The following is a 16,984-nucleotide window of genomic DNA, read 5'->3' as shown; positions in this document are numbered from 1 at the left end:
AAAAAGAAACATGAAGCAATCCGGTAAATCAAATCGAAGAGACTTCTTTAGAAAAGCAGGCTTGTTGGCTGCGCTTCCTTTAGTTGGTAAACTTGAGCTTCCTGCAGCAGAAATTGGAAGTAAGGGCAGTACAATCAAGGTGTTGACTTGTAATATCCGTGTGGATTTAGAAGAAGATGCCGCAAAAGGTTTGGGCTGGAAAGACAGAAGAGAAGCGTGCTTAACCATTATCAGAAATCAAAAGGCTGATTTAATAGGATTTCAAGAAGTGTTAAAAGGTCAATTCCTTGATCTTAAGGAGCAATTGACTGATTATTTTGCATTTGGATTTGATGGGCCTGAGATGGATCAGTTTAAAGAAGGGTACCATGGGATTGCTAAAAATCCAATCCTATTTTCTAAAAAGAGGTTTGAATTATTGGCCGCCGGAGCCTATTGGTTATCAGAAACACCTCTAAAGGCCGGCAGTATTTCATGGGGATCTGCTCGAGCAAGAAATGCTTGCTGGGTAAGGCTTTTGGATAAGAAAACCAAGCGTGAAATAAGATTGACCAACCTTCATCTGGACCATGTCAGCAATGAGGCTAAGGAAGGCCAAATAAAAGTTGTTTTAGATGAAGCCAGCCAATATCAACCAGATTTTCCACAGATTATTACAGGTGATTTTAATGTGGGAATGGAGTCAAAGGTCTATCAAGATATAATGGGTGCTGGATGGAAAGATTCATTTGTTCAAGCAAATGGTCCGGAAAAACCTCAAGGAACAACCCATGGATTTAAAGGTGAAGATCCCGCCAGAAAGAAATCAAAGAAAATTGATTTTGTTTTTGTTAATGGACCACTCCAAGGAATAGAAAGCCATATCATTAAAGACAGCTATAAAGGAAGGTTGCCTAGTGACCATTATTTTGTTAGTGCTGTCTTAGCATATCAATAGAATTTAAGAGAGCTAAAAGGAAAGGAACAGATTAATTGTCTGTTCTTTTTTTAACTCAAACAGGTTTAATTATGTTATATTTTGTTTATTTTTATTTTACTAACAAAATAAATCAATCTTAACCTTAACAAAAAATAATGGCACAGAACAATTTAATGGATAAGCTAGGTATACCAAGTCATTTAAAATGGGGTTACTTAGGTATCCTTATTTTCATGATGGGTGATGGTGTTGAACAGGGCTGGTTAAGTCCTTACCTGACCGAGCATGGGATGAGTATCGAGCAATCAGCGGCACTGTTTACGGTCTATGGAATCACCATTGCAATTTCCTCATGGTTTTCAGGGGTATTGGCAGAAAGCTATGGTCCGCGGAAATCCATGTTGATGGGGTTGATTTTATATCTCATTGGTACGATTGGTTTTGTGGGGCAAGGGATGGCCAAACTGGATTACAATGCGATGCTGTTATTTTATGCCATTAGAGGGTTTGGATATCCATTATTTGCCTATTCATTTATGGTATGGATCAATTATCGCACTCCCAAAAATATGTTGGGCAGAGCCGTTGGTTGGTTCTGGTTTGTGTTTACCGGAGGATTAAATGTATTAGGGGCCTACTATTCTAGTTGGGCATTGGAAAGAATTGGCTATGAAAATACACTTTGGTCATCTATTATATGGGTCTTGATCGGAGCATTCTTCGCACTTATTTTAAATCGAGATAAATTCGAAACGAAGGCGTCCAGAGGCTCAAAAGTTCAGGAATTGGTGAATGGACTGACCATTGTAAAGAAAGAACCCAAAGTATTGATTGGGGGGATTGTTCGAGTAAATCAATACCACAGCTCAATTTGCGTTTCCAGTTTTCCTGCCGATGTATATGGCAGAGCATGGATTTAATACCAAGGAATGGTTACAGATTTGGGGCACCATTTTCACGAGCAATATAGCCTTTAATTTAATTTTCGGATTTGTTGGGGATCGACTAGGATGGCAGCGCACTATTATGTGGTTTGGCGGTGTTGGCTGTGCGATTACGACTGTTTTGTTCTATTATTCTCCGATTTGGTTTGGAGGAGCCTATTGGGCGGTAATGATTGCAGGGATTGCTTGGGGCGGTCTTTTGGCTGGATACGTTCCATTGTCTGCATTAGTGCCTTCTCTTGTAAAAGAAGATAAAGGTGCCGCCATGGCTATCTTGAATCTTGGTGCAGGATTACCCGTATTTGTTGGTCCTGCAATCGTCGGACTATTAATCGGAACAATAGGTAGTGAAGGAGTAATTTGGGTATTGGCTGGCCTATACCTAGTCAGTGCTGTACTGACAAAATTTATTACGATTCCTGAAGAAATAAGGGAATCAACTGAAGAAGTAAATATAGTTTAGAAATTGATTAATAAAGAAATATAACCTTATGAAAGTATTGTTGACCGCGCCTTATGAGAATGAAAAAGCATTGAACGAACTGAAAGGTCTTTTTGATGAGGTCATTTACCGTTCATGGAAACCTCATGGTAGAGCTTATAATCCTGAAGAATTGATTGCTTTATTGCAAGAAACGCAAGTAGATGCATTGATATCAGAGCATGATGAAATTACAGAGGAAGTATTGCGTGCTAACCCACATTTGAAATTTGTAGGGATCTGTCGTGGTACCCCCTCAAACATAAACTTGGATGTAGCAACTGAATTGGGGATTCCAGTATTTAATACCCCAGCACGAAATGCTCAAGCTGTAGCAGAAATGTTTATTGCCAATGTGATTACCTTAATGCGAAACACAGTTCCTGCAATAGATTGGTTAGAAGGTAAAAATTGGGGCGAAGGAGCCCATACTTCATATTTACAATTCAAGGGAAATGAATTGGCAGGAAAAAAAGTAGGAATGGTTGGGTTTGGAGCTGTAGGTCAGCATATTGCACGTATGTTGGTGAGCTTTCCATGCGAGATATTCTATTTTGACCCATACTATGAGGATCCAAATTCAGAGTATAAAAAAGTTGAACTTGAAGAGTTGTTTTCTTCCTGCGATGTCATTGGGATTCACCTTCCTGTAACTGCGGAAACTAAAGGTATGATCGATAAAAAATACCTCTCCTTGTTGAATAAGGATGCCATATTTGTTAATACGGCAAGAGCAACCGTAGTTAATAGAGAAGATCTATTGGAGGTCATCGAAAGTGGACAAATCCGAGGTGCTGTATTGGATGTGTTTTATAACGAACCACCTGATGATATTGACTATAAAATGATCTTGAACAAAAATGTTATTGCAACACCTCATATTGCAGGTGCTACGCATGAAGTTGAAGATCATCATGCCTTTATTATGAACAATAATTTACGTGAATTTTTTTCACAATGGTAATAAATCTATCAAACAACTTGTTAATAAAGCTGTAGTAGAGAAAACATCAATTAGCTAATTTATGGCACTTAAGGAAGCTTATTTAATCGTTGATATCGGTACTGGAAATGCACGTGTTGCTGTATGTGCTATTGACGGTGAAATATTAAGTATAAAACGAGAGAATGTTCATTATGAAACGGACTCAAATTATGAAGACTCCATATTTTTCAATCCAGAAGGACTGTGGGGACAAATAATAAAATTGTCCAAAGAAGCATTAGCGGAATCTGGAGAAGTTCAGATTAATGCTATTACTGCAACTAGCCAAAGGGAAGGTATTGTCATTACGGACAAGGATGGGGATTCCTTGTTAGGAATGCCGAACATTGATCATCGGGGACGCAAATGGGAACCATCTTTAAAAGATAAAGATCTAGTCTATAATCTTTCAGGACGTTATCCAACATCTTTATTTTCTGCTTTCAAATTAGTGGGAGTGAGGGAGGTGTATCCAGAATTATTTGAGAAAATAAAATGTTTTATGAGTATCAGCGATTGGATTCAGTTCAAATTTTCTGGAATTGAATGTTATGAGCACTCACAAGCTTCTGAAACATTGTTGTATGACGTTGAGAATAAAGCTTGGTCCTCAGATTTGTTGGCTCAGTTCAACTTATCTACAGAAATATTGCCGCAATTAAAGGATGCTGGGACGATTTTAGGAAGTATAAAACCAGATGTTGCCCAAGAGTTTGGTGTCAACCCACAAGCTGTAGTTGTTGTAGGTGGTGGTGATACGCAATTGGCTATCCGTAGTATGGAACCTTCTGCTAATGACGTCGTGATTGTTTCGGGCACTACTACGCCGATCATCAAGATTGTGGATGCCTATGAAAAGGATTCCGAACAAAGAACATGGACAAGTCGCCACATCGATGCCAACAACTTTATATTGGAAGCAAACGCTGGAGTAACAGGATTGGAACTATCAGCGATTAAAGGAGATTTTTCTACCCAAATGAAGGATACGATGTCATTGAAAAGAATTAGAGGATGCGACTTATTCACAATGTGTTGCGTCTTTAGGTTCATTGATAGCTGATGAGGAAGAACCTTTGACTAAGGGAGGTTTTATATTCAATGCTCCTGTATCTCATCAATTGACAAGAGGAAGTTTTGTTTTTGCTATCCTTTGGGATATTGCATGCAGTATCTATGAGAATTATAAATTCTTAGGTGCCGTTTCACCACATCATGAGTCTTATATATGGGCGTGTGGAGGAGGAGTTGAAAGTCGTAAGCTTCGCCAGTTTATAGCTAATTTATTCGGGAAAAGTATTAAAATCAGAGACACATTCCGCCAAGCTTCGGTATTGGGTGCTGTGTTTTTGTGCAACGATGCTTTGGGAATTAAGAATGTATCTCCTGAATTATTGGAGGAAATTCATCCCCAAGACCATGAGGAATTTGAAAAGCTTTATCAAGAGTGGAAAAACGCTCGAAAAACCTTTAAACAAGTAGCACATTAGATGAGTAAATATTTTTTTGGGCTGGATGTTGGTACTCAAGGAGCCAGAGTAGTTTTGGTAGATGAAAACGGAGAACTTATAGCCTCCGACTCTCGAAAATTCCAATTAACTGATAAATTCCGTGAAGAGCAATCTCCATCTGTGTGGTGGAATGATTGTGAGGAATTGCTGACTGGAATTATCCAAAACTTGCCAACATATATTGACAAGCAAGATATTTTTGCTATTTCTGTGACTTCAACTTCAGGAACTGTTATCCCTTTAGACTCAAACAATCAACCATTGCATGATGCCATTATGTATAGTGACCCTAGATCTGCGGACCAGGGACAACGGATAAAAGCAATAGCTGAGAAGAAAATCAAAAATGGATATACGGGATTCAATTCATCCAGTGGAATAAGTAAGATGCTCTGGTTTGTTGAAACATTTCCTGAAAAGGCCGAAGCTATTTCTTTATGGGTCCATGCATCGGATTATTTAGTTGGCAAGCTTTCCGGGAATTACCATACTACGGATTATACCAATGTCCTTAAATCTGCCTATGATTTGGAGAAGTTGGAATGGCCTAACTATGTGACTGAAGATATCAGAATCAAAGATTCTTGGTTACAGAACGTAGTTCCCTCTGGGACAGTAGTAGGAACATTAAAGACGGATTTGGCGGAAAAAATGGGGTTTACAGGACCTTAAAGTTGTTGTAGGCATGACTGACGGTTGTGCTACGCAGATGGCTTCTGGAGCAGTAAAACCTGGAACATGGAATACGACGATTGGAACTACATTAGTCATCAAAGGAGTTACCAAAAGCAATGTTATAGATCCGTTGGGGCGGCTTTATAGCCATAGGCATCCAGAAGGTTATTGGATGCCGGGAGGTGCTAGCAATACTGGTGCAGACTGGATTTCCATGGAATTTTCGGATGGATTGGATCAACTGAACGAATCTGCAGAAAAATTAATTCCTACAGCTGAGCTAGCATGGCCTTTGTGGCAAGAAGGAGAACGATATCCTATTATGGCACCACAAGCAAGAGGCTTCGCTCCAGAAAATTTAGAAAGAGAAAAATTATTCGCAGCAAATTTGGAAGGGGTGGCCTTTATCGAAAAACTCGCCTATGAAATAATTGAAGAATTATCCTCTGAAAAGGTAGAAGCGGTTTATTCTGCAGGTGGTGGCAGTAATAGTGATGTATGGTTGAAAATTCGAGCATCCGTGTTAAATGTTCCAATATATAAATGTAAGGAAGCGAGCGGTGCTTTTGGAGCCGCAATAATGGCAGCATCAAACACCTACTATAATTCATTGATTGAAGCTTCAGATAAAATGACAGCCATAGAGAAAGAAATATTGCCGGACCAAGATTTAGTAGAAGCATATAAAATCCAATACCAGGAGTTCAAACAGAAATTAACAGAATTAAAATATATATAGATGATTACAATCTGTCTATTGAGACATGGTGAAACTGCCTATAATGCAGATGGAAATAAATACTGTGGCAGAACAGATATTCCTTTAACTGAAAAGGGAATTTCTCAGGCTGAAAGAATGAATACACTATTACAGGACTTTACGTTTGATCAGATTTTCTGCTCACCATTGCAGCGTGCAAAAACCACTGCTGAAATAGCATCGGGTACTCCTGAAAAGGTACAGGTTGATGAACGATTGATTGAAGTTGATTTTGGTCAATGGGAAGGGAAGCGTTCTGATGATTTTATTGCTGAAGACCCTAATTCTTGGTACAATTGGCTTTCAGATCCTGAAAGATTTGAAGCCGGAAGAACAGGTGAAAATGCAAAACAAGTGATTGCTAGATTAGATAGTTTTTATAATGAGCTTTTGGATAAATATGATGGTCAAACAATTTTGGTTGTCGGCCATAATGGAGTAAACCGATTATTTATGGCTCAGCAGTTGGGTATGCCATTAAAGAATTACCGAAAAATTGTCCAAGAAAATTCTGCATTGACATTGATAACATTGGATAAACATAAAGGTTTCAATTTGTTAAAATTGAATGCGTAATTTTATCAGTTCAAATACAACCCTATGAAGAAAACCTATATTGCTCTTTTTACTGTCATTGCTATATTTCAGACAGCCTCTACCTATGCTCAAAAATTACATAAGTTAAATTTCAAAGATGTAGAGGAAATGTATTCTTACTTCAAGTATGTTCCAGGGAAGAAAATTATTTCTGGACATCGTGGAACGATAGAAGATCAGATGCCTGAGAATTCTATCCCATCGATGCAAAAAGTATTACAGAATACGGTGGCAATATTCGAGGTCGACCCTAGATTGACTAAAGACAGTATTCCGGTCATGGTGCACGATGCAACTTTGGAAAGAACAACGACAGGGCATGGTAAAGTTGCAGATTTTACTTGGAAAGAACTTCAGGGTTTAAAATTGAAAGATCACAAAGGTAATCCTACAAAGTATAAAATAAATACATTGGATGAAATGATCAAATGGGCAAAAGGTAAGACAATTTTGAATCTTGATAAGAAGGATTTGCCGATGGAAATGACGGCAGAAATTATCCGGAAGCATAATGCTTATGCATGGGTATGGGTAACTGTCCACAACGTAGAGCAAGCAAAATTCTATCTCGAGAAAAACCCTAAGCAATATATGTCCATGCATATTCGTACGAAGGAACAATTGGAAGCCTTTAAGTCTTCTGGATTACCATACGATAGAATGATTGTTTACATTGGACCTGAAATCAAATCATCCAATCAAGAATTTTATGATTTCTTTAAGGAAAAAGGGATCATGTGCATGATATCTACAGCTCCTACTTATGATAAATTGCCTACGGGGGCGGAACGAGCAGAAAAATACAGAGCTGTATTTGCAGACGGTGCAACAGTTTTGGAATCAGATATGCCAATTGAAGTCAGTAAAGCAATTAAATAAACAAGCGTTTAATAATATTTACAATCAGGAGGCTATAATTTAGCCTCCTTTTATTTTATTTTTTGACTTCAATTAAATCATTTGTTTTATTGATTATCTTCGTTAATCGATTATTAACAGATGAGAAAACCAATATTATTAACTGCCTTGCTGGTATTTATAGGTATATCGGCTATGATGGCACAACCTGTCCCAAAAATATCCAAGTCTGACGTGCCTAAATGGTTGAAACCCATATCGGTTAAGCCTCAGCAAATAAATCTGGATGACATTAGTTTGGGTTATTATTATGAATTATTGGAAGAACAGGTTCATCTGGGAGAACAAACGCACTATCATAATACCATTACCGTTGTTAGTGATGAAGCTGGAGCAGAAAATGCAGGGCATTTAGAGGTTGAATTTGATCCTAGCTATCAAAAAGTATTCATTCACAGGGTGGAGATATAACGAGAGGGCAAAATTCAAAACCGCTTGGATCTTTCCAAATTCAAAGTAATAGCTACAGAAAATGATCTAAAAAGATTTATATATAATGGCTCTTATTCGGCATTTACCATACTTGATGATATTCGAAAGGGGGATAAAATTAGGTTTTCCTATTCATTGGTAGGTTTTAATCCTGTATTTGAAGGCAAATATTTTGAATCTTGTTATTTAGAAGGTGGAGAGCCTTCAGGTCTGGTTCATATTGTCTATGTAGTTCCAGAAGGCCGAATTTTGAATATTCGAAAACAAAATGGTGCTATTTCAGAAAAGAAAATCAATAAAAATGGATTGAACTACTATTATTGGGAGCGGCCGTCACAATTAACTGATGGTTATGTTGATTATGTGCCTTATTGGTTCAATCAGAACCCCAGAGTGGAGGTTTCTGAATTTTCAACATGGAGACAAGTTGCAGAATGGGCAAAAAGAGTAAATCCAATCCATAAACTCAAGCCTGGCACAGAGCTGCATTCATTTGTTCAGAAATTATGGGCAGAGTCAAATGAAGATCAGGAACTGTTCTTTGAGAAAAGTTTAGATTTTGTTCAGAATTCCGTTCGATATATGGGTGTAGAAATGGGCGAAAATTCGCATCGTGCCCATAACCCGGAAATTGTCTTTAAACAAAGATATGGAGATTGTAAGGATAAGTCCTTATTGTTGGCATCTATGCTGGCAGACAAAGGGATTGAGTCTTCATTGGTACTTGCTAATACCTATCAAGATAAAGAATTGGATAAAGTGCAACCAAGTCCTGCCGCATTTAACCATATGGTGTTGTCTGTATTTATAAACTCACAGATGAAAGCGGTCGATCCTACCATATCGAACCAAGGCGGACCAGTAATGGAAAGGTACTTTCCTCCTTATGGGCAAGTATTATCTATTAATTCAGGAACCCATTTGGATGAATTGGAAAAATCTACTAAAGATGGTTTTTTGGTAAGGTTTGAAGATGTATTCCAACTTTTGGGAGGTGATAAAGCGAATTTAAAGGTTTTTACTACTTACCGGTATAATGAGGCTGACAAAATGCGTAGTTACCTAAAAGAAAATGCAAGAAATCAAATTCAGAATGATTTTGAAGATTATTACAAAGGAATATATGAAAAGGCAAAAAGACTTAAACCAATCGTTGTTGAAGATAATCTTGAGAAGAATGTATTAACCATTGCTGAGGAATATTTATTAGAGTCATATTTGTTCAAAGAAGATGGACAGAAGCAAAAATATGCACCTGCATTTTCTAAACCTATTTATGAAAGGTTACCGAAGGTTTCGGAAGATAGAATGTTGCCAATAGCATTATCATTTCCTATAGATATAGAGCATGTCATAAAAATTGTCAATAAAGACAAGATTCCTGTCGGATCACTTAATTTTTGATGATTTTGTTGAAGAAGATGCTTATTTTTTTTCAAGGTCCATCAAAACAAATAAGGACACCGTCCTCATAAAAAATGTTTTTATAACAAATGATTCTTTCATCCCCATGGAAAAATCAAGTAAGTATTTAGAGGACTTCAAGAAAATTGAAAACAATGTTACGTATATCCTATTTGCATCTGATGATGGCAAGATTAATTTAGGAGATGTATCTAACTTTAAATTTAACATTTGGGTTACCCTAGTTTTTCTCTTTGTCGCTGGTCTTACGGTATGGTTTATTTGGGCGAAATACAATAGATCCAAACCAACGGGATTTATCAATCTGGAACATGCATATGAGGAGAAATCCATAGGAGGATGGCTGATATTGGTGCTCATTGGGTCGGTTATTTCAATTGCTCAGACCATATTGATGTCTTTTTCAGCAGATTCTCCTCTTAATGCGAATCAATGGGAGTTGGCAAAAGCATATAATATTGATAATGGGCCGCTATACTATATTTTTCTAGCAATTATTCTGGTATTTAATGCAATTGGATTAGTATTTACTATTTATACAGCAATATTATTATTTAAGAGAAGGGATATTTTCCCTCAGACCTTTGTTTTCTTGAGAATAGGGTTATTTATTATGTATATAGTGATGTTTATTTTTATTTACCTATTGAATCCTTCTGAATTTACATTAGGAAATGAATTAGGCAGATCTATTTGGGAAATGCTGTTTATGATTTTATGGTGTTTCTATATGATTTTCTCAAAACGAGTTAAAAGAACTTTTACGGTGCCTTATAAAGCAGAAACGTATCCTAATGAAAGTGACGAAATAGAAGGGAACCTAGCGCCAAATAATGATCCAAAATATTAATTGATTTAAAGCCGACCAGCTAATCAAAGCAGTGGCCGGAGTCTCCTCCGGCCACTTATAATTTTTTTTATTCTACCTCTTCTTTTCCACTTGCTATCCCACCTCTTCTTTCCGGTTGATATCTCAAATCTCACTTCTCACATCTCATATCTGCTATCCGGTTGATATCTCAAATCTCAAATCCCACATCTCATATCTGTAAGTTAATTGGTTGGTGTTCCTCACCAACCTATTAACTTACAAATTGCTTTCCTTCTTGATTTTTCTTCTTGTAGTGACAGGTTTGGCCAATTGTTTGGCTTCATATTGTCTTTCCAAGTATTTGATTATTTCTCCAGCGATATCTTTGCCAGTTGCTTGTTCTATTCCTTCAAGGCCGGGGGAAGAATTTACTTCTAAGATCAGTGGTCCTCTAGCAGAAGGGAGCATATCTACTCCTGCTACTGTTAATCCCATTGCCCTAGCGGCAGCGATGGCAGTTTCTTTTTCATTTCTGGTTAATTTTACCACTTCAGCTGTTCCACCACGGTGAAGGTTAGATCTAAATTCTCCTTCTTTTGCGGTTCGTTTCATTGCGCCCACAACTTTTCCATCCACTACAAATGCACGAATATCAGTTCCTTTGGCTTCTTTGATATATTCTTGGATCAGGATATTGTTTCCTAAACCATAAAACGCTTCGATTACGGAGGATGCAGCTTTTTTAGTTTCAGCCAATACGACACCGATACCTTGGGTCCCTTCCAATAATTTGATGACTAGAGGAGCTCCTCCAACCATAGAAATCAAATCATCCACATTGGATGCGGTTCTGGCAAATCCCGTAATAGGTAATCCAAGGCCTGCACCAGAAAGAATCTGCATACATCTCAGTTTATCCCTAGAGCGTGTGATTGCTTGGGATGGATTAGCTGAAATAACGCCCATAACCTCAAACTGGCGGACAATCGCAGAACCATAAAATGTTACTGAAGAGCCTATCCTAGGGATTATAGCATCAACTTCTGCAATATCTTGACCTTTATAATGGATGGAAGGTTTTCCTTGTTGTATGCCTACATAACACTTACCATGGTCAATGACTTCGCATTCATGACCTCTGTTAACGGCAGCTTCTACCAATCTACGGGTAGAATATAATGACTTGTTCGTCGATAATACGGCTATTTTCACAATTGTTTTTTTTGTTAAACAGATAACGAATGTATGTGTTTTATATGATATTCGTTGCTAAATTTTTTTTTCGCCACATCTACCAAGAATTTCCCTGTGATAAAATTTCGCCCCAATAACATCGGGTAGGACATGGCAGAGCGGTTTCTAAAGGACAATTTGATATCATATAGCTCGTTAAACATACGAATCTTGGTCAAAAAGATATAGCGTATCTCGGATTGTCCAAAAGAACTTTTAACAGTGCGTTCCCGATGAACCGGGAAAGTCAGTTTTAAAGTCTTTTCACTGTCTTCATTTGGGCGGATAAATGCGGTAATATATAAGTGTCCAGCCTTTTTAACAACCTCCATGTCTTCACAATGTAAAACAGAGGTCTCTGCTCCAGTATCGATCTTAGCATGGATATTGTAAAGACCTAGTTCTGGAAGGTCAATGATTTCTGTTCTACCTATGGTTTTTTTACCTTTCACTGCCAAATTTATTCGTATACAAATTCCCCATATGGTGAACGAATAGTCACTTGTTTTTTGTCAAAGGACTCAACTCGACCTATAACTTGTGCTGGTATACCGAATGATTCTGAAATCTGGATAATATCAGCAGCAATCTCCTCAGGAACATATAATTCCATACGGTGACCCATATTGAACACTTTATACATTTCTTGCCAGTCCGTGTTTGATTCTTTCTGAATCAGTTCGAACAACGGAGGTATTGGGAATAGATTGTCTTTAATGACATGTACGTTGTCTACAAAATGCAAGACCTTTGTTTGAGCACCGCCAGAGCAGTGAACCATGCCATCAATTTGATTACGATATTTATCTAAGATTTGTTTGATGACAGGAGCATACGTACGGGGTAGGGGAAAGTACTAATTTTCCAGCAGTTACCTCTTCACCAGTTTCGGTCAAGATGGTGTCTGTTAACGCTTTTCCTCCAGCAAATACCAAGTCGTAAGGTACTGCCGGGTCAAAACTTTCAGGATATTTTTCAGCAATATATTTGCTAAACACATCGTGTCTTGCTGAAGTTAATCCATTAGATCCCATTCCGCCATTGTATTCTTTCTCATAGGTAGCTTTACCATAAGAGGCAAGACCTACTATTACATTGCCACCTTTGATTTTGTGATTGGAAATAACATCTTCACGTTTCATCCTACAGGTAACAGTACTGTCAACGATAATTGTACGAACTAAGTCGCCTACATCTGCAGTTTCACCTCCAGTTGAATAGATGCCGATTCCCATCTCACGTAGGTCAGCTAAAAATTTCTTCAGTGCCATTAATGATTTCAGCGATAACTTCCCCCGGAATAAGGTTCTTATTTCTTCCAATAGTTGAAGAAAGAATAATATTATCGATGGCCCCAACACACAATAAATCGTCAAGATTCATGATAATCGCATCTTGTGCAATACCGCGCCATACTGAAGCGTCACCAGTTTCTTTCCAATAAACATAGGCTAAAGAAGATTTTGTTCCAGCACCATCTGCATGCATGATGTTGCAATATTGCTCGTCACCAGCCAATATATCAGGAACGATCTTACAGAATGCTTTAGGGAACAAACCCTTATCAATGTTTTTGATTGCGTTGTGTACATCCTCTTTCCCTGCGGATACACCTCGTTGGTTATATTTTAAATCTGACATCTTGCTGCAAAAATAAGCAAACCTCTTGATTATAGCGAAAGTTTTTCGAGCCTTATTATTCTGAAATGCCAGCAGGATTATAATTGTTAGCTTGAATCTGCATTAAGGTTCCAAACAGTTTTGTCATGTTCTTTTCTGTTTCTATCTTATTCTCCTTTAAGTATTTCTCGTTTTCCTTATCAGTAGCTATAAGATTGAATAAACTATCTCCATGAAAATAATACCTTACCTCATCAACTTTCTTGGTCTTTGAGATATCGAATTTTGGATCGATGATATGGGTGTTGTAATTGTAAACCTCTTCAAATATGAATGAAAGCTTGCCATCTTTTAAATAAAAATCTTGATATGAAAATCCCCCTTCTCCAAAACTCCTGACTTTAATCAATTCTAAATTACTGTTTTTGGTATAATATTTTGCGATCCCTCCTTCAGTGGATTCATGGATTTCTGCCGAATCTATACGATCCCAGTTCTTTATTTCATTTATTCTGTTAAAATTTTCACGGATCAGCAAAGTAGGGTCAGCAGCATTTTCATCAAGTGTGGAGTCTGCCAAAGTGCTGTCCAAAGCAGAATTAGAATCTATTAAATCTGTATTTGTTTCTTGGTTCCTGTTTCCCTGACATGATGTAATGCAAATCAACAAGCCCAGGGTAATTAAAGTTAGATTTCTCATGTGATTATGCTTAATATTTGCTGTTTACTTGCAAAAACGATTCCAAGGAGAAATTGAAGCATAAAAAAAGCTCCCAGTGACACTGAGAGCTTTATATTGAATAATATTTTTTAATGTTTGAAGTGGCGAACTCCAGTTGTTACCATTGCAACCCCTTTTTCATTAGCCATATCAATTGACAATTGATCTTTAATAGAACCACCCGGTTGTAAAACAGCTTTTACTCCAGCATTTCCAGCGATCTCAACACAATCAGGGAAAGGGAAGAATGCATCTGAAGCCATTACACTACCATTGATTTCAAATCCAAAGGACTGCGCTTTTTCAATAGCCTGTTTTAATGCGTCAACACGAGAAGTTTGACCTACACCTGAAGCGATTAATGTACCATCCTTAGCAAAAACAATGGTGTTTGATTTCGTATGTTTTACAATTTTGTTTGCAAAATATAAATCTTTTAATTGTTCTTCAGTAGGTTTTACCTCAGTTACTGCAGACATAAGTTCTGGACCCTCAACAGTATTATCTTTGTCTTGAAGGATAACACCATTTAACAAGGTTTTGAACTGTTGAGTAGGTAATTGTACCTCTTTGCGACGTAGAATAATGCGGTTTTTCTTAGCAGTCAGAATTTGCAATGCTTCTTCAGTATATGAAGGGAGCGATTAAAACTTCAAAGAATAAGTTGTTGATTTCTTCAGCGGTTTCTTTGTCTACTTCACCATTGGTAATCAAAACACCACCAAAAGCAGATACAGGATCGCAAGCTAATGCAGCTTCCCAAGCAGCTTTGATGGTAGGACGAGACGCTACTCCACATGCATTTGTATGTTTTAAAATTGCGAATGTAGGCTCTTCAAACTCATCAATGATCGCAACAGCAGCATCCACATCAACCAAATTGTTGTAGGAAAGTTCTTTTCCATTTAATTTGTCGAACATGCCTTCTAAGTCTCCGTAAAAAACACCTTTTTGATGAGGGTTCTCTCCATAACGCAACACTTGAGCTTGCTGTTGAGATTGTTTGAAAACATCTAATGGCTCTTCTTGATTGAAATAATTGAAGATTGCTGTGTCGTAGTGAGATGATGTATTGAACGCGCGTTTGGCGAAGGACTTACGTTGTTCTAATGACGTTGAGCCTTCCTGAGCTGCTAGTATCTCTTCCAATTCTTTGTAGTCATTTTTCGAAGAAATGATTACTACATCATTGAAATTCTTTGCTGCAGCACGTATTAATGAAATTCCTCCAATATCAATTTTTTCGATTATATCTTGTTCTGAAGCACCTGAAGCAACAGTTTCTTCGAATGGATATAGATCTACGATTACTAAATCGATCTCAGGGATATTATATTCCTCAATTTGTTTTTTGTCTTCAGCTAATGGGCGACGAGACAAAATCCCACCAAAAACATTGGGATGCAATGTTTTTACACGGCCACCAAGAATGGATGGGTAGCCAGTTAAATCTTCAACGCGCTCAACAGGAATATCTAAGTCGCGGATAAATGACTCAGTACCGCCAGTGGAATAAAATGTAACTCCGTATTTGTTTAGTAGTTGAATTAGTGGTGCAAGGTTATCTTTGTAATAAACTGAAACCAATGCATTTTTAATCTTAACAGGATGATTCATTGTGTTTTGTTTGGAGCCGCAAAGATAAAAATTAAAAATAAGTTTTTACTGAAAATTATCACATTATTGCGTACCCAAACTAAAATGGAATTCGATTTATTAGTATATTGGAGTACCAATTCGAAAAACAATACTAAAGATGAAAAAATCAATTCTATATTTCTTGTGCTTATCTTTTAGCATTAGTTCCTTTCAAGCTTATGCTCAAGAAAATATTGGCCAAACAACTTCCAAAGGTGCTGTCACCAGAAGTAGCGCCGAATAACGCCACTACATTTAGGCTCATTGCTCCAGATGCAAGTAAAGTTGCATTGACCGGCAATTGGATGCAACAAACATCAGCTTCGGCACCTCAAGTAAACATGGTCAAAGACAACAATGGTGTATGGTCCGTGAAACAAGACAGCCTTGGTTCTGATCTTTACCTTTATAATTTTATTATTGATGGTGTGAGAATCAATGATCCTTTGAATGTTTATCAAATCCGGGGATGTGAGCAATGTGTTTAATTATTTTATCACTAATGGTGAAAACGCAGAGTACTATAAAACTAAGTCTGTCCCTCATGGTAGCATGATAAAGCAGTGGTATCCTTCAGCGATTAACCAAGCTGAACGAAGACTGACGGTTTATACCCCTCCAGGTTATGAAGAGACAAAAGAAAAATATCCAGTTCTATATTTATTGCATGGCATGGGAGGGGACGAGGATGCCTGGCCGACCCTAGGGCGAGTAGCTCAAATCATGGACAATTTAATTGCTGCAGGAAAAGCTAAACCAATGATTGTGGTGATGCCCAATGGACATACGAGCAATTCTGCAACCCCAGGAAGCTCAGAAAAAGGGGAGTATCCAATCGAATTTGTAACACCAGACGTAGGATCCGGTGATATGGAGTCTAACTTTGGTGAAATTATCAAGTTTGTAGAAAAAAATTATAGAGTGAAAAAGGATAAGAAAAACCGAGCAATTGCAGGATTGTCCATGGGTGGTTCACATTCCTTGTTTATTTCTAGCTATTACCCCAATACTTTTGATTACATAGGTTTATTCTCTGCAGCTTACAGAATCAATGACAAAGTAAAGCGCGATGTTTATGACAATTTTGAGCAAAATCTCCTAAAACAAAAAGAAAACGGATACCAGCTCTATTGGATCGGAATGGGTAAAACAGATTTTCTTTACAAAACAGGAGCAGATTTCAGGAAAAAATTAGATGATATCGGCATGAAATATACCTACAGAGAATCCGAAGGTGGCCATACCTGGTCCAATTGGAGAGATTATCTAGTGGAATTTGCTGGGGAGTTGTTCTAGACTAGATGAGGGGTATAG

The 16,984-nt window shown here is 37.6% G+C and carries 16 protein-coding genes and 3 pseudogenes; 14 read left to right on the top strand and 5 right to left on the bottom strand.

Features of this window, described 5'->3' with window-relative positions; translation table 11 throughout:
* Positions 1-10 precede the first annotated feature (10 nt).
* The 12 genes and pseudogenes from FGL31_RS14915 (at position 11) to FGL31_RS14870 (ending at position 10,497) form a co-directional block, all read left to right on the top strand.
* Positions 11-937, top strand: a complete 927-nt coding sequence (locus FGL31_RS14915; RefSeq protein WP_138092560.1) for an endonuclease/exonuclease/phosphatase family protein — start codon at positions 11-13, stop codon at positions 935-937.
* Positions 938-1,074: 137 nt separating this feature from the next.
* Positions 1,075-1,839 (top strand): MFS transporter, encoded by a 765-nt coding sequence (locus tag FGL31_RS25950; RefSeq protein WP_232046790.1) that lies wholly within the window; start codon positions 1,075-1,077, stop codon positions 1,837-1,839.
* The gene (locus FGL31_RS25945) at positions 1,820-2,326 is read left to right on the top strand and encodes an MFS transporter (RefSeq protein ID WP_232046789.1); all 507 of its coding nucleotides are present in this window, start codon (positions 1,820-1,822) and stop codon (positions 2,324-2,326) included. Before FGL31_RS25950 ends, FGL31_RS25945 begins: the two co-directional genes overlap by 20 nt.
* 28 nt (positions 2,327-2,354) lie before the next feature.
* A complete protein-coding gene (locus FGL31_RS14905; protein WP_171017690.1) occupies positions 2,355-3,308 on the top strand; it encodes an NAD(P)-dependent oxidoreductase in 954 nt (317 codons plus the stop codon).
* Between the two features lie 61 nt (positions 3,309-3,369).
* The gene (locus FGL31_RS14900; RefSeq protein ID WP_232046788.1) at positions 3,370-4,392 is read left to right on the top strand and encodes an FGGY family carbohydrate kinase; all 1,023 of its coding nucleotides are present in this window, start codon (positions 3,370-3,372) and stop codon (positions 4,390-4,392) included.
* Complete coding sequence (locus FGL31_RS25940) at positions 4,382-4,819, top strand: FGGY-family carbohydrate kinase (RefSeq protein ID WP_232046787.1); 438 nt, start codon at positions 4,382-4,384, stop codon at positions 4,817-4,819. The genes FGL31_RS14900 and FGL31_RS25940 overlap by 11 nt, the downstream gene beginning before the upstream one ends.
* Positions 4,820-5,512 (top strand): FGGY family carbohydrate kinase, encoded by a 693-nt coding sequence (locus tag FGL31_RS25935; protein ID WP_232046786.1) that lies wholly within the window; start codon positions 4,820-4,822, stop codon positions 5,510-5,512. It abuts the gene before it with no gap.
* A gap of 13 nt (positions 5,513-5,525) precedes the next feature.
* Positions 5,526-6,254, top strand: coding sequence for an FGGY-family carbohydrate kinase (locus FGL31_RS25930; RefSeq protein WP_232046785.1), 729 nt, complete (start codon positions 5,526-5,528; stop codon positions 6,252-6,254).
* Complete coding sequence (locus FGL31_RS14890; protein WP_138092558.1) at positions 6,255-6,851, top strand: histidine phosphatase family protein; 597 nt, start codon at positions 6,255-6,257, stop codon at positions 6,849-6,851.
* 24 nt (positions 6,852-6,875) lie between these two features.
* Positions 6,876-7,751, top strand: coding sequence for a glycerophosphodiester phosphodiesterase family protein (locus FGL31_RS14885; protein WP_138092556.1), 876 nt, complete (start codon positions 6,876-6,878; stop codon positions 7,749-7,751).
* 120 nt (positions 7,752-7,871) lie between these two features.
* A pseudogene (locus tag FGL31_RS14875) lies at positions 7,872-9,626 on the top strand (DUF3857 domain-containing protein).
* A gap of 106 nt (positions 9,627-9,732) precedes the next feature.
* Positions 9,733-10,497, top strand: a complete 765-nt coding sequence (locus tag FGL31_RS14870; protein ID WP_138092550.1) for a DUF2569 domain-containing protein — start codon at positions 9,733-9,735, stop codon at positions 10,495-10,497.
* A gap of 237 nt (positions 10,498-10,734) precedes the next feature.
* On the opposite strand, the gene rimK is transcribed toward FGL31_RS14870, so the two are convergent.
* The 5 genes and pseudogenes from rimK to purH all read right to left on the bottom strand — a co-directional run bounded on the left by rimK (position 10,735) and on the right by purH (position 15,649).
* A complete protein-coding gene (rimK, locus tag FGL31_RS14865) occupies positions 10,735-11,670 on the bottom strand; it encodes a 30S ribosomal protein S6--L-glutamate ligase (protein ID WP_099370169.1) in 936 nt (311 codons plus the stop codon).
* A 14-nt stretch (positions 11,671-11,684) separates the two neighbouring features.
* On the bottom strand, positions 11,685-12,143 hold the full coding sequence (locus tag FGL31_RS14860; RefSeq protein ID WP_138092548.1) for an ATP-dependent zinc protease family protein: 459 nt from the start codon (positions 12,141-12,143) through the stop codon (positions 11,685-11,687).
* 8 nt (positions 12,144-12,151) lie between these two features.
* A pseudogene (locus FGL31_RS14855) lies at positions 12,152-13,332 on the bottom strand (AIR synthase related protein).
* Positions 13,333-13,387: 55 nt separating this feature from the next.
* A complete protein-coding gene (locus FGL31_RS14850; RefSeq protein WP_138092546.1) occupies positions 13,388-14,011 on the bottom strand; it encodes a hypothetical protein in 624 nt (207 codons plus the stop codon).
* A 110-nt stretch (positions 14,012-14,121) separates the two neighbouring features.
* Positions 14,122-15,649, bottom strand: a pseudogene (gene purH / locus FGL31_RS14845) (bifunctional phosphoribosylaminoimidazolecarboxamide formyltransferase/IMP cyclohydrolase).
* Between the two features lie 200 nt (positions 15,650-15,849).
* Here purH and FGL31_RS23755 point away from each other — a divergent pair.
* Both FGL31_RS23755 and FGL31_RS14840 read left to right on the top strand, forming a co-directional pair.
* Positions 15,850-16,158 (top strand): early set domain-containing protein, encoded by a 309-nt coding sequence (locus FGL31_RS23755; RefSeq protein WP_197734283.1) that lies wholly within the window; start codon positions 15,850-15,852, stop codon positions 16,156-16,158.
* Positions 16,121-16,966 carry an alpha/beta hydrolase gene (locus tag FGL31_RS14840; RefSeq protein WP_197734282.1) on the top strand — a complete coding sequence of 282 codons (846 nt, stop codon included), beginning with the start codon at positions 16,121-16,123 and terminating at the stop codon, positions 16,964-16,966. The genes FGL31_RS23755 and FGL31_RS14840 overlap by 38 nt, the downstream gene beginning before the upstream one ends.
* Positions 16,967-16,984: the final 18 nt, after the last annotated feature.

The organism is Sphingobacterium daejeonense (genome assembly GCF_901472535.1).
Taxonomy (GTDB): domain Bacteria; phylum Bacteroidota; class Bacteroidia; order Sphingobacteriales; family Sphingobacteriaceae; genus Sphingobacterium; species Sphingobacterium daejeonense.
Note: the sequence above shows the minus strand (reverse complement) of the source record. Positions and strands in the feature narration are given on the sequence as shown.

Bases quoted from the DNA above. Each gene is read 5' to 3' on its own strand.
- FGL31_RS14915 (WP_138092560.1), top strand. From the start codon at position 11: ATGAAGCAATCCGGTAAATCAAATCGAAGAGACTTCTTTAGAAAAGCA.
- FGL31_RS25950 (WP_232046790.1), top strand. From the start codon at position 1,075: ATGGCACAGAACAATTTAATGGATAAGCTAGGTATACCAAGTCATTTA.
- FGL31_RS25945 (WP_232046789.1), top strand. From the start codon at position 1,820: ATGGCAGAGCATGGATTTAATACCAAGGAATGGTTACAGATTTGGGGC.
- FGL31_RS14905 (WP_171017690.1), top strand. From the start codon at position 2,355: ATGAAAGTATTGTTGACCGCGCCTTATGAGAATGAAAAAGCATTGAAC.
- FGL31_RS14900 (WP_232046788.1), top strand. From the start codon at position 3,370: ATGGCACTTAAGGAAGCTTATTTAATCGTTGATATCGGTACTGGAAAT.
- FGL31_RS25935 (WP_232046786.1), top strand. From the start codon at position 4,820: ATGAGTAAATATTTTTTTGGGCTGGATGTTGGTACTCAAGGAGCCAGA.
- FGL31_RS25930 (WP_232046785.1), top strand. From the start codon at position 5,526: ATGACTGACGGTTGTGCTACGCAGATGGCTTCTGGAGCAGTAAAACCT.
- FGL31_RS14890 (WP_138092558.1), top strand. From the start codon at position 6,255: ATGATTACAATCTGTCTATTGAGACATGGTGAAACTGCCTATAATGCA.
- FGL31_RS14885 (WP_138092556.1), top strand. From the start codon at position 6,876: ATGAAGAAAACCTATATTGCTCTTTTTACTGTCATTGCTATATTTCAG.
- FGL31_RS14870 (WP_138092550.1), top strand. From the start codon at position 9,733: ATGGAAAAATCAAGTAAGTATTTAGAGGACTTCAAGAAAATTGAAAAC.
- FGL31_RS14850 (WP_138092546.1), bottom strand. From the start codon at position 14,011: ATGAGAAATCTAACTTTAATTACCCTGGGCTTGTTGATTTGCATTACA.
- FGL31_RS23755 (WP_197734283.1), top strand. From the start codon at position 15,850: ATGCTCAAGAAAATATTGGCCAAACAACTTCCAAAGGTGCTGTCACCA.
- FGL31_RS14840 (WP_197734282.1), top strand. From the start codon at position 16,121: ATGTTTATCAAATCCGGGGATGTGAGCAATGTGTTTAATTATTTTATC.